Source organism: Rheinheimera texasensis DSM 17496 (genome assembly GCF_000711985.1).
Classification (GTDB): domain Bacteria; phylum Pseudomonadota; class Gammaproteobacteria; order Enterobacterales; family Alteromonadaceae; genus Pararheinheimera; species Pararheinheimera texasensis.
In genome coordinates this window covers 58,193-69,809 of the sequence record NZ_JONU01000016.1, presented here as the reverse complement: position 1 = coordinate 69,809, position 11,617 = coordinate 58,193, and the positions used below count along the sequence as shown (strand labels likewise).

The window sequence follows — 11,617 nt, the reverse complement described above, 5'->3', positions numbered from 1 at the left end:
AGTCAATTGGTCCAACATGGTCGTACGGCAGTTGTAAATATTGCAGTAGCTGAAGGCTATGATATTGATAATGTCGAGGGCTGTAATGGTCAGCTCAGTGACAATATTTACACAACCAGTATTATTACTTCTGCGTGTAAAATCTCCGCGACATTTAAAATAAAGATTCATACTGCAATGGTTAGCGTGCCGGACGGCGGCATAATTATTACTCCAATGTCGCAAAGCATAGAGTATGGTGGTCGTTTAACTTTTGATATTGCTCAAAATACTGGTGTAGGGGAATATAAAATATCAGGTTGTGGTGGCCATATTGATGGTGATGTTTATGTAGTTGATTCACTAAAATCTGATTGCACTGTCAGTGCTGAGTATTCAGAAGGTATATTTAGTTTAGATTTATATAAATATCATGAAGATAGCTCTCTAGTTGTTTCGTTAGACCTGAGCCAGGTGAATGTCCCTAATACTCAGTTGGGCTACATTATTACTAAAGAAAACGGTGTGAATTATTACGCCGGAGACAATAAGGTTAGAGGGTTTTCTGATACCGTGAGAATGCCGATTGGTAAAAATGTTTATAAAAGAGTAATTGCTAATCTCAAACCTGATACAGAATATGAAATTTGTATGAGTGGTATAAATGATTTTAAATCAACAGGTTTTTTTGGTTGTAAAAAAATTAGAACCGCTCCTAAGTATAGTGAAGATGCTTTGGTGGTTGTCAATTATGATGTTGAATCAAAATCAATGCCACTGATTGATAAGTGGATGGCGGCAGTTAATAAAAAAAATAAAAATATAAACCTGAAGATGTACAAGGTTTTGCAAGGTTCTTCTGCGGAAGATGTAAGAACATACCTGAAAAGTGTTTATAATTCCTCTAATCTCAAGCACGTTGTTTTTATAGGTTATGATATTCCTGCTCTGAAAGATGTTAATTCTGGGCAGAAGCTAATGGGATTCTATTCGTCTTTGTCTAAATTTGCAAAAGGTGAGTGGTATCAAGATGCAGAGCTCAATTCAGTTGAAGTCACTTTGTCGGTTATTAAACCCCAAGATACAACTATTTCGGCGTATTTTTCCAGATTAAATGATTTCTATGAGGGGCGTGTTGTATACCCTGGCAGTAAAGTTCTATTAGCTGATGCATATGTGGAATCAGAAAAAACATTATTTCCTACTGATTTTGAAAAGTTAAATTTTAAAGTTGATTTGGTTAGTGGGATTACTCGCTATTCTAATTCTTCAGAAGCTCAGCGCTGGCAGAAAAATTACTATTCAAATCTTTATGAAAACAAGTATGAGCTATTGTTTATTAATGCTCATGGCTCTCGACAAGTACATTATCCCTGTGCAAGTGCGTGTGTAGATTACAATTTCATTGAAAGAGCAGAGCCAAAATCAAAATTTGTAATTGCTATTAGTAGTGATATTGGGCATGTCTTTACTGAACACTCACCCGTAATATCTTACATTTTTAGTAAGAAATCGGGGTCGCTTAGCGCCCTTGCAAACGAAGGATATTATTATGGAGTAAATGGTAGTTCAGCGCGCAGAATTATAGACGAATTGAAAAATCAAAAAAAATCTATTGGTGATGTGAGCAGAATATTGGGTTTTATTGTTGTAGGTGATCCATTTTTAACCTTAAATTGAGTGGGTTATGGATATTAAGCGGCACAGGTTCTGTCTTTAGTAGGGTACCGTCCAGAATTATCATGTCATTGTTATCTGACGGCTGTACTTCGATACCTGTTCGCTTCACTTGCTCAAAAACTCAGCCGGCCGTAGAATTCGCTCAAATTTTCCCGCCACAGGGCTGCCACTTTGACTGACGCTACTTCTTTATTTCGCCTGAACAAATTTATCAGCGACACCGGCTTTTGCTCGCGCCGTGAGGCGGACAAGCTGATTGAATCGGGCCAGGTGAAAGTCAATGGTCAGGTGGCGGTGGTGGGCACTAAAGTGGCGGCGGACGATAAAGTCGAAGTGGCCGGTAAACCACTGAAAAATAAACCGCGCCGGGTTTATCTGGCCTATCACAAACCGGTGGGAATCACTTGTACCACTGAGCTGCATGTCAAAGGCAATATTGTCGACGCGGTGCAGTATCCGGAGCGGATTTTCCCGATTGGCCGGCTCGACAAAGAATCCGAAGGTTTAATTTTCCTCACCAATGACGGCGATATCGTCAATAAAATACTGCGTGCTGGCAATGCGCACGACAAAGAGTATGTCGTCACTGTCGACAAACCTATTCACGACAATTTCCTGAAAAAAATGGCCGCTGGCGTGCCAATTCTTGACACTGTGACTTTGCCATGTCAGGTCACGCAAAAATCCCGCCAGACCTTTAATATCGTGCTGCGCCAGGGCTTGAACCGGCAAATCCGCCGCATGACCGAATACCTCGGTTTTAACGTCACCAAGCTCAAACGCGTGCGCATCATGAACGTACGCCTCGCAGGCTTAGCGCCCGGTCAATGGCGCGAACTTACGCCGGCTGAAATGGCCGAGCTTGAGGTGATGTTGCTGACTTCCAGTAAGACTGAAGAAGCTTCGAAGTTGGGCGGCGGGGCTTATCAATACGAGGAGTGACGGGGTGTTTTTTGCCCTGCCAAAAGAAAGGAACCGAAAGAAAAGGCGCACCCGGTTCCGCTCGAAAGCCCGCTGAAAATCAACAGTTTGAGGCACTGGGGCAACTCGCGCGGCGCTACCGTCGCCGCACTCAAACACTCCCCAGCTTAAAACCTCAAACTATTGATTTGCATCGGCTCGCTCCAACGGGCGATTGGTTATCTTAGCTGTTTTTGTTTTGAACGAATGAGAATTAAGAGCAAAGCCAACTACTGCAGCATTCTGCTTTGGTTTGTTTCATCGACGCCATCTATAAAAACCGTCTCCCCGTTGGAGCGAGCCGGCTGAAAATCGTTGGCCAAGGTTTTAAGAAAACGGGTGTCTGAGCTGGGCGAAGGTAGCGCCCAGCGAGTTACGTTTTCGCCTTGGACGGCGACTTTTCAGACGGGCTTTCGAGCGTAACCGGGGGCGGTTTTTCTTTGGTTACTTTCTTTTGCTGAAACAAAAGAAAGTGACTCACCGTTAGGTGAAATCTCTGCTAAGCGGTCTTTCGGCAGCAGGAAAAAACAAAAAATAGACCAAGTACTGCCCACTGGGCAAAACAACCGCCCAACGCGCAAAACCCAGCTTACTCAGCGTCTGCCAGACCTAAGTAATACTGCTCAAACAGCACTTTTTGTAGCGCTTGTTCCATTGCTTCGTTGATAGGGAAGTTCATACCGCCGAGTTCATAGTCGATTTGGCGGATTTGTTCTTTGCCGTTGCGGATCATCGGTGGTGGGTCGGATTCCAGTGCTATCAGCGTGTCCTGATAGGCTTGCGGATAGTCGGCTTTGATGTTTTTGCAGACGCTGAGCTGTACTTCGCCTTCGCGGCCATTATAGCCGGCAGCGCCGAACAGGCGGCAGATGCCGGGGCGTTTCAGGTAGACGCTGCACTGGCCTTGTTTGCCATCTTCTGAGTGGCGGCTGTAGAAGAAACAGCCATCTTTGTCGTGGGCGGCCAAAGCGTCCAGCGTGCTTTCGGCTTTGCCTTCTTTCACCAGTTCAAATGCCAGTGGCAGCATTTCCAGCACTGTGGCTTCAATGCCCGGATGCAAACAACATTCACCACAACCACTGCGGCAAAACAGCCCGCGATCACGCTGATATTGCGCATAACGCTGGCCTATCTCGTCAAATACCAGTTCGACCTGGTCAGATAAATGTTGTAAACGTTGTTGCATGGCGGCACCTCAGAATGGGCGCGTATTGTACTGAGCAGCAGCCTGCTGCGGCAAGCGTTGTCTGCATTGGCTGTTCAGCCCTGAATATCCGCCAGAGGTCTGGGTTTGGCGATGCCATAACCCTGTGCGTAATTGACGCCCATTCGCTTTAATTCCAGCAAAATGTCCTGATTTTCAACGAATTCTGCGATGGTCTGAATGCCCATCGCCGTTGCCACATCGTGGATGGAATTAACGATGGCGCGGTCGTATTTATCTTCCAGCAGGTCGCGCACGAAATTACCGTCAATTTTGACAAAATCGACCGGGAAGTTTTTCAGATAACCATAAGAAGAAAACCCGCTACCGAAGTCGTCCAGTGAAAAATGACAACCTAAGCCTCTAAAATGATGAATAAAATCCAGCGTGTTCTGCAAATTCAGAATGGCCATACTTTCAGTTATTTCAAAGCAGATATGCCGCGCCGGGATTTGATATTCATCGAGCAGCCCCTGTACATAAGCTTTAAACAGCGGATCAACTAAAGAGGCGCCGGACAAATTAATACTGGCGAGGCCCAAAGTGGTCAGATGCTGCGGATGCTGTGCCAGCCAGCGGAAATAACTGCGCAGTACCCAACGATCAATTTGCGGCATCAGGCCATAACGTTCGGCCGAACTTAAGAAATTCCCCGGTGCGATAATGGTATCGTCGTCGCCGACCAGCCGCAGCAGCAGCTCATAATGCGCCAGCGTGTCGCGCTGTTGGATCGCCTGAATGGGTTGTACATAGAGCACAAATTTGTCTTGCTCCAGCGCCTGACGCAGCACCTGCAGCCATTGTACTTCAGACTGATGTTTCTGCAGCTCCGAGTCGTCGGCATTAAACAGGTGAATGCGGTTACGGCCTTTTTCTTTAGCAACAAAACAGGCCGAGTCAGCCTTTTTCAGCGTTTGCTCGGCGGACAAATCATCCGGAGTCACTTCCGTCAGACCAATGCTGACACTGATGCTGAACAGGCTGTCCTGCCAGAAGAAACGGAACTCTTTGACCACATCCAACAGCGAATACGCGATGCTGAATGCTTCCTGCGCGGTTTTGCCCGGCAACAACACACCGAATTCATCGCCGCCAATCCGCGCCAGTACACCGGTCTGGCCTAAAGCGCGTTTTAACTGCTCGCTGATTTGTTTCAGCAAGGCGTCACCTGCGGCGTGGTCACAGGTGGTATTGACCAGCTTAAACTGGTCGATGTCGATAAAGAGCACAGCACAACTTTGCTGTTCCAGCTGACGGCGTTGCCACGCTTGCTGGGCCAGCACCAGGAAATGATGCCGGTTGTACAGGCCGGTCAGCGGGTCGTGCGACGCCAGATAGGCCAGTTGCTCGTTCGCAACTTTTTGTTCAGTAATGTCAATCAGCGAGCCATGAATAAAGGCATCGCCCTGAGCGTTGCGGCTTAAACGGGCTGACATCAGCGCCCAGAATGGTGTGCCGTCGGCGCGTAAACCGCGTAATTCAAAGCTTTGATTGCTCAGATGCTGTAACTGGCGCACCATCTGCAGCCGGTCTTCCGGATTGGCGTAATAGCGGCCCATGCCATGTTTCCTGACATCCACTTCCATCTGACTCAGTTCCTGATAGCCGAGTATATTCAGTAAAGCGCGATTGGCCGACAACAACTGACCCTCCAGGGTAGTGCTGAACAGGCCTTCGACTGCGTTGTGATAAATGTCGTAATACTGCTGCAGCGACCGGATCGTTTGCTGATGTGCTTCTGCACTTTGCTGCGTCGCATTTTGCAGACGCTGCGCCAGGCTATAGCTCATCAGCATCATGCTGCAAATGACCGACAATACCAGCAGCCATTGCCACAGATGCGGATGGTCCAGATATCCAAATTCGGTTAGCACTAACACGGCACTGGCGACAAAAAACAACAGCCAGCCAATGGCAAAAGTCCGCGACAGCGGCAGGCCGCTGAAGCCATAACGCACCGCCTGCAGTAAATTGGTCAGCATCACCTGACAGACCACCAGCAGCAGAATATCCAGCTGCAGACTGCGCGGCGCATACAGCGGCGTGAACAACAAAGCTGCACCTGAGGCCAGATTCAGCCAGAGCAGCCAACGTTGCTGATTCGCGGTCACCGCATGGGTTAACAAGGTCAGGAATAACACGCAGGCGCCGCCGGCGACATAAAACAGCGAAGGGTTCAGCTCGGGATATTCCGGCCACAGCATGGCAAAACCAGCACCGTTTAAAATCGACACCAACAGACTGAAACTTAAGAAGAAGCCGGCGAAGTGGCCATACAGTTGCTCGCGCACATTCAGATAAAGTAAGGCGTTATAAAACGCCATCACCAGCAAAATGCCCAAAATCAGGCCGTCGGAAATTTGCCGTTGCAGCACCTGCTCGCCGAATTCTTCGCTGCTGAACAGCTGCAGATTCGACGGGATCACAGCGCCGTCCTGCACTTTGACCAGCAAATCCAGTTCCTGATCGGCTTTAAAATTCAGCGTCACAGCAAAACTGCGTGCCTGTAACATGCGTTCGCTGAAGGGGAATTCGGTGCCGGAGCGATTCAGCAGGCTCAGTTCGTGGCTTTGCCGGTCGTACAGATAAAATTCGACGCGGTCAGCATTAATGGATTCGTAGTTCAGCACCACAGAGCCGGGGCGCTGACCACCATAATGTAACCGGGCGAGAAACCAGACCGCTTCGGGGTAACTGCGCAGCGCCTGATTCGGTTGGTCCAGCGGCACAAAGGCGTGCAGACGGGCGGGTTCAAATACGATGTCTTCGACACCAATGGTCGGGTCGACTTGCTGGTAATACAAATTGGGGAACAGATTTTGTTGTCTGACTTCAGGGTCAATGCGGATAGTTTCGGCATGAAAAGCCAGCGCTGCGGGACTTAGCCAGCCAAGCAACAACAACCAGCAAAATAACCAACAACGCTGTGTCATGTTTTATTTCCGCTAAGCAAATGAATTCTAAACAAGATCTTGAGCCAGCAGGCGATGAAGCTCTGACAGTAGCATATCTGCAGCCTGACTGTCAGTATCAATCCAGCAGCTCTCGCTGTAGTGCTCGGCATGCAGGTAAAACGGCTGATCGTTAAAGTAAAAGCGGATCAGTATTAAATCCAGGCTACTTTCTGTTTGCAGCCGACCAATCGGCGTAAAACGCTGCAGCCATTGTTGCAACTGGGGGCCGTCACTGACCGGATCCGGCTGCCGGTTAAAGGTTAATTGCAGCTGCGGCGACGGGATGTCGACGGCATTGATTTGTATTAATTGCAGCATGCGGGTTTCTGTCTTGGTGTCAAAGCGCTGATTTTAGCAATTTTCTTGTGTAATCAGGCGCTTTTGCTTTACTGAAAACGGTCACAGATACAGGAGCTGCGAATGCGAACATTGATGTTATTGATATTGCTCAGTTTTTCTATGTCCTTGTCAGCAGCGCCGGCAGATATCAGTCGAGGTCAGGCCAAAGCAGCTATGTGTGTGGCTTGCCATGGCAGTACTGGCATTTCGGTGTTGCCGGATTACCCAAATCTCGCCGGACAAAAAGCCGGTTATCTGCAGCAGGCGTTAAAAGCTTATCGTGATGGTCAGCGCCAGCATCAGATTATGGCGCCGATGGCACAGGGGCTGACTGACCAGGACATTGTGGATATCGCGGCATTTTTTGCTGCACAGCAACCTGCCCCGGTCGTTGTGACTGAGGCGGTTGCCGGTCAATAACGGCTTAGCGGCCGTCTTCGAAACGCAGGGTCGCGTTCAGGCTTTCATAAGTACCGTCGGTGTACAGCACCAGCACTGAACCCGTATATTCAACAAAGGAATAAGCGGTAAAAGCACAACTGGCAGTAGTTTTGCTTTTGCAAACTGACGGTGATTGCCACAGGTACTGACTGACCGGTTTACTGGTGTTTTCCACTTTAAACGACGCAGGTGCTGAGCGTTTACCCCAAATCATCGTATCGCAATAGCCGATTTGGCTGTCACCACCGACAGTGCAGCGTAAATCGGCGGCAAAGGCCGAAGTGCTCAGTGCAGACGCAGATAACAAAAGTGCAGATAAAATCAGTAATTTTTTCATTGGGATGTCCTGTGTTTCAGTTTATTGGCGTGATGTTTCCCAGTGCTGGGAACTGCTTCAGCATGCAAAAAGCACAAAGACAGGCCTAGAGCCTGTAGTGCGATATCAGGAATTTATCCGTTTTTTATCAGTGGTTTATCAGAGACCTGGAACAGGTTTGGTTTTTTGCCCTAACAGGCGGCAGTTTCTGCAGTGTTTTTTACTTTTGCCTTTGCGGTGGAACCGCTTAGCAAAGTATTCACTTCTATCTTTGAACTGGCGCTCGGCTGTTTCGCCCGATAGGCGAGTTGCTGTTTATCGCGATAAAAAATAACCAAAAAGCGCTCGCCCGGTTCCGCCCGACAGGGCTTGCACTGAACAGCTTTAGCTGGCCCGGGGGGGAATGGCGTAGCTAATCATAAAAGAAAGTGACTCAGGGTTAGGTGAACTCCTGGCTTGCCGGTCTATCCGAAAAGATAAAAATGATTCCAGCAAAGCCAGCAGAGGCTAATCCCAAAATCACTCCAAAAAATCCCGCCGGGTCAGCTGATATTTCGCCATTTTGTCGTACAAGGTTTTGCGGGCGAGGCCGAGTTCCTGCATCACATCTTTGATGGAGCCGTGGTGTTGGTTTAGCGCTTCTTCAATCAGGCTTTTTTCGTAAGCTTCCACCCGTTGTTGCAGCGACATCAGGCTGCTGATGCCTTCGTCTGCTGTGTCGGTTTTGCCAAAACAAACGGCAGGGCCAAGCAGTACATAACGTTCAGCCATATTACGCAGCTCGCGCACATTGCCGGGCCAGTCGTGTTGTTGCAGTTGCTGCACCTGGGCCGGTGTTAGCGGCTGATATTCTTTGTGAAAACGCGCGGCAGCAACCAAGGCAAAATGGCTGAACAGCAGCATCAAATCATCACGCCGGTCGCGCAGTGGCGGTAGACTGACTTCGACCAGGCTTAAGCGGTAATACAGATCGGCGCGAAAAGCACCGCTGGCGGCCAGTTGTTTTAAGTCGGTTTTGGTGGCGGCGATAATACGCAGGTCGAGCGCGACCGGCTGATTGGAGCCAAGCCGGGTAACACGGCGCTCTTCCAGTACGCGTAATAACTTCACCTGCAGCGACAGTGGTGTGCTTTCGATTTCATCGAGAAACAGCGTGCCGCCGTTGGCGAATTCAAACTTACCGGCGCGTTTTTTCTCGGCGCCGGTATAAGCGCCGGCGTCGGTGCCAAATAACTCGCTTTCAATCAACTGTTCCGGAATGGCTCCGCAGTTGATGGCGACAAAATTGTGCTCGCGCCGGCTGCTTTGTTCATGCAGATAGCGCGCGACCAGCTCTTTGCCACAGCCGGTTTCACCAAAAATCAGCACATCGGCCGGTGCGTCCAGCACCGCATCGAGCACACTGCGCAGCTGAACCATGGCCGGGCTTTGACCCAGAATGCGCATACCGGGTTGCTGGGCACGGGCGACAGAGGCTTTTAAGGCGCGGTTTTCCAGCACCAGTGCGCGTTTTTCTAAAGCGCGCTGCGCTACTTCCAATAAATGGCTGTTATCAAATGGTTTTTCCAGAAAATCATAAGCGCCTTGTTGCAGCGCTTTAACCGCAAGCGACACTGCACCATAACCGGTTAGCACCACCACCGGAATTTCGGCATCGATGGCGTGAATGGCCTGCAGCAAATCCAGCCCGTGCATCGCCGGCATATGAATGTCGGTAATGACGATGCCAGGAAAATCCGCCGTTAATTGTTTTAACAGCGCGCCCGGGTTAGCCGTGGTGCTGCACTGCAGCCCTTCTAAGCGGAACAGCTGCTCGACGACGGTACGGATCTCGGCTTCATCATCGATAAACAGAATTTGCGGTACTAGTTCGTTGGCATTTGCAGGCAGCGGCATCAGCAGGCTTCCATCGGTAACAGCGGTAAGGTGACACAAAACTCAGCGCCACCCTGCGGGTGATTGCGCACTTCCAGTTTGCCGGCAAAGGACTGAATAATACGCTGCGAAATCGACAGGCCAAGCCCTAAGCCGTCGCGTTGTTTGGTGGTAAAAAAGGCTTCGAAAATGCGTTCCAGATGATGCGGTTCAATGCCGGGGCCCTGATCTTTCAGCAGAATTTGCACCTGTCCGTCCGTGGTCTTGACCGCTACCGCCAGTGCGGCATCGGTTTGCTGTTGCATCGCCTGTAGCGCATTGGTCAATAAGTTGACCAGCACCTGTTCCAGCTGAATAGGGTCACCCAGCACTTGCGGCGGTGCTTCCGGCAGCTGGAGCCGCACTTTCACGCCCTGGCGCTGGCACTGGTGGTGCACCAACCCGACCGCGTCCAGCACCAGCTTATTGACATCAACCGGCTGATTTTTACCGGCGCTTTTGCGGCTGAAATCTTTAAACTGCGCGACGATATTACTCAGCCTGGCAATCAGTTGCTGCATCGCATGCAGGTTTTGTTTGGCCTCGCTATACATGGCTTTATCGAGCATTTTGACGGTGGTTTGGCTGTAACTCGACAGCGCCGTCAGCGGCTGGTTCAGCTCATGGTTCAGCGAAGCCGACAAACTGCCGATGGTGGCGAGTTTCGCCGCCTGCACTAATTCCTGTTCGGTTTGCGCCAGCGCGGTTTCGGTTTGTTCGCGCTGCTGAATTTGCGCAACCAACTGCTGATTGCTGGCGGCAAGGTCTGCAGTTCGGGCAATGACGCGTTGTTCCAGTTGTCTGGCATGTAATTCCAGCTGCGCCGTGCGTTTTTGCCGCTCGCGTTGCAGTCGCCAGCCAAGCAGTAAAATCACAAACAGCAGGGTAGTCAAAAGCAAAGCGGCACTGAGCTGCTGATAAGCATCCGTAGCCGGCGTCAGTACCGTTAATTGCCAGCCGAATTCGCTGAGTTGTTGCGACTGCGCCAGATAATTCTGCCGGTTGTCGCCAAGTGGCATCTGCCACAGCTGTTGCCAGGGCGTCAGCAGCGCGCGGCGTTCAGTCTGGCCAAGCGGCGTGATGGCTTTGGTCAGATATCGCGGCTGTTCGCTACTGCTCAGCGCTGCGTTGTCCAGCTTGGTCAGACGCCATTCCGGTACGTCGGAGAGGAAAATTTCATTACTCTGGCCAGTGACAATAAAGTGACTGCCTTTGAGGCCGGCGATTTGTTGTTGCTGCAGTTCCAGTGGTTCTAAATCAACCTTTGCTACCAGCACAGCCAGCACTGCGCTGGCCAGGTTCGTGGCGTCCTGTCGCAGCGGCGCGCTGTAATACACGCCGCGCATGCCGCTGGTATGGCCAAGCGCATAATAAAACCCGCTGTTGCCGGCGAGCGCCGCCTGCACATAAGGCCGAAAGCCAAAATCACGGCCGACATAGGAAGTGGTTTCAAGACTGTTACTGCTTGCCAGCACCAGACCATCATTGCCAACCAGATATAAATCAGCCACACCAGCACTTTGCTGCAATTCGGCCAGATATTGATTCAGCGCTGTGATATCAGACTGTGCCAGCCATTGCTGCAGCAGCGGGCTTTGGCCGAGCTTTGCCGGCAATGTGGCGTGGCGACCGATGCTATAGCGCAAAAATGCCGCCAGATTATTGCTCTGACTGGCCGCCTGGGCGCGCAAGTCCTGATAAATCCAATGCTGGCAGGCTGCCGCGGTCAGCAATAACAGCAGCAGATAACACAGCAGCAGTGCCGGGCGGGGCAATCGGAGCACAATAAGTTCCTGAAATCAGCGTGAAGCGACAGTGTAAGGGCTGCTG

Annotated in this window: 9 protein-coding genes; 3 read left to right on the top strand and 6 right to left on the bottom strand. The window is 50.3% G+C overall.

Going from position 1 to position 11,617, the window contains the following annotated elements; all coding sequences use genetic code 11:
* Together Q399_RS0110325 and rluF are read left to right on the top strand one after the other, a co-directional pair.
* Window positions 1-1,659 (top strand): hypothetical protein (locus Q399_RS0110325; RefSeq protein ID WP_157836278.1); only part of this gene is annotated, 1,659 nt, incomplete at its 5' end.
* A gap of 171 nt (window positions 1,660-1,830) precedes the next feature.
* Complete coding sequence (gene rluF, locus Q399_RS0110320; RefSeq protein WP_031568282.1) at window positions 1,831-2,601, top strand: 23S rRNA pseudouridine(2604) synthase RluF; 771 nt, start codon at window positions 1,831-1,833, stop codon at window positions 2,599-2,601.
* 607 nt (window positions 2,602-3,208) lie between these two features.
* On the opposite strand, the gene Q399_RS0110315 is transcribed toward rluF, so the two are convergent.
* From Q399_RS0110315 to Q399_RS0110305, 3 genes are all read right to left on the bottom strand, one after another.
* Window positions 3,209-3,805, bottom strand: coding sequence for a YkgJ family cysteine cluster protein (locus Q399_RS0110315; protein ID WP_031568281.1), 597 nt, complete (start codon window positions 3,803-3,805; stop codon window positions 3,209-3,211).
* 74 nt (window positions 3,806-3,879) lie between these two features.
* Complete coding sequence (locus Q399_RS0110310; RefSeq protein ID WP_031568280.1) at window positions 3,880-6,756, bottom strand: EAL domain-containing protein; 2,877 nt, start codon at window positions 6,754-6,756, stop codon at window positions 3,880-3,882.
* Window positions 6,757-6,783: 27 nt separating this feature from the next.
* The gene (locus tag Q399_RS0110305) at window positions 6,784-7,095 is read right to left on the bottom strand and encodes a DUF3630 family protein (RefSeq protein WP_031568279.1); all 312 of its coding nucleotides are present in this window, start codon (window positions 7,093-7,095) and stop codon (window positions 6,784-6,786) included.
* A 102-nt stretch (window positions 7,096-7,197) separates the two neighbouring features.
* On the opposite strand from Q399_RS0110305, the gene Q399_RS0110300 reads away from it, so the two are divergent.
* Window positions 7,198-7,536 carry a c-type cytochrome gene (locus Q399_RS0110300; RefSeq protein ID WP_051685905.1) on the top strand — a complete coding sequence of 113 codons (339 nt, stop codon included), beginning with the start codon at window positions 7,198-7,200 and terminating at the stop codon, window positions 7,534-7,536.
* A gap of 4 nt (window positions 7,537-7,540) precedes the next feature.
* Here Q399_RS0110300 and Q399_RS0110295 read toward each other — a convergent pair whose 3' ends face one another.
* From Q399_RS0110295 to Q399_RS0110280, 3 genes are all read right to left on the bottom strand, one after another.
* A complete protein-coding gene (locus tag Q399_RS0110295; RefSeq protein ID WP_031568277.1) occupies window positions 7,541-7,894 on the bottom strand; it encodes a hypothetical protein in 354 nt (117 codons plus the stop codon).
* A 498-nt stretch (window positions 7,895-8,392) separates the two neighbouring features.
* Window positions 8,393-9,769, bottom strand: a complete 1,377-nt coding sequence (locus Q399_RS0110285) for a sigma-54-dependent transcriptional regulator (protein ID WP_031568276.1) — start codon at window positions 9,767-9,769, stop codon at window positions 8,393-8,395.
* The gene (locus Q399_RS0110280) at window positions 9,769-11,571 is read right to left on the bottom strand and encodes a sensor histidine kinase (protein WP_031568275.1); all 1,803 of its coding nucleotides are present in this window, start codon (window positions 11,569-11,571) and stop codon (window positions 9,769-9,771) included. The genes Q399_RS0110285 and Q399_RS0110280 overlap by 1 nt, the downstream gene beginning before the upstream one ends.
* Between the last annotated feature and the right edge of the window lie 46 nt (window positions 11,572-11,617).

What these genes read in the sequence shown, in the direction of transcription:
- Q399_RS0110315 (WP_031568281.1), bottom strand. Translation starts at nt 3,805, where the DNA reads ATGCAACAACGTTTACAACATTTATCTGACCAGGTCGAACTGGTATTT.
- Q399_RS0110295 (WP_031568277.1), bottom strand. Translation starts at nt 7,894, where the DNA reads ATGAAAAAATTACTGATTTTATCTGCACTTTTGTTATCTGCGTCTGCA.
- Q399_RS0110310 (WP_031568280.1), bottom strand. Translation starts at nt 6,756, where the DNA reads ATGACACAGCGTTGTTGGTTATTTTGCTGGTTGTTGTTGCTTGGCTGG.
- Q399_RS0110300 (WP_051685905.1), top strand. Translation starts at nt 7,198, where the DNA reads ATGCGAACATTGATGTTATTGATATTGCTCAGTTTTTCTATGTCCTTG.
- Q399_RS0110285 (WP_031568276.1), bottom strand. Translation starts at nt 9,769, where the DNA reads ATGCCGCTGCCTGCAAATGCCAACGAACTAGTACCGCAAATTCTGTTT.
- Q399_RS0110305 (WP_031568279.1), bottom strand. Translation starts at nt 7,095, where the DNA reads ATGCTGCAATTAATACAAATCAATGCCGTCGACATCCCGTCGCCGCAG.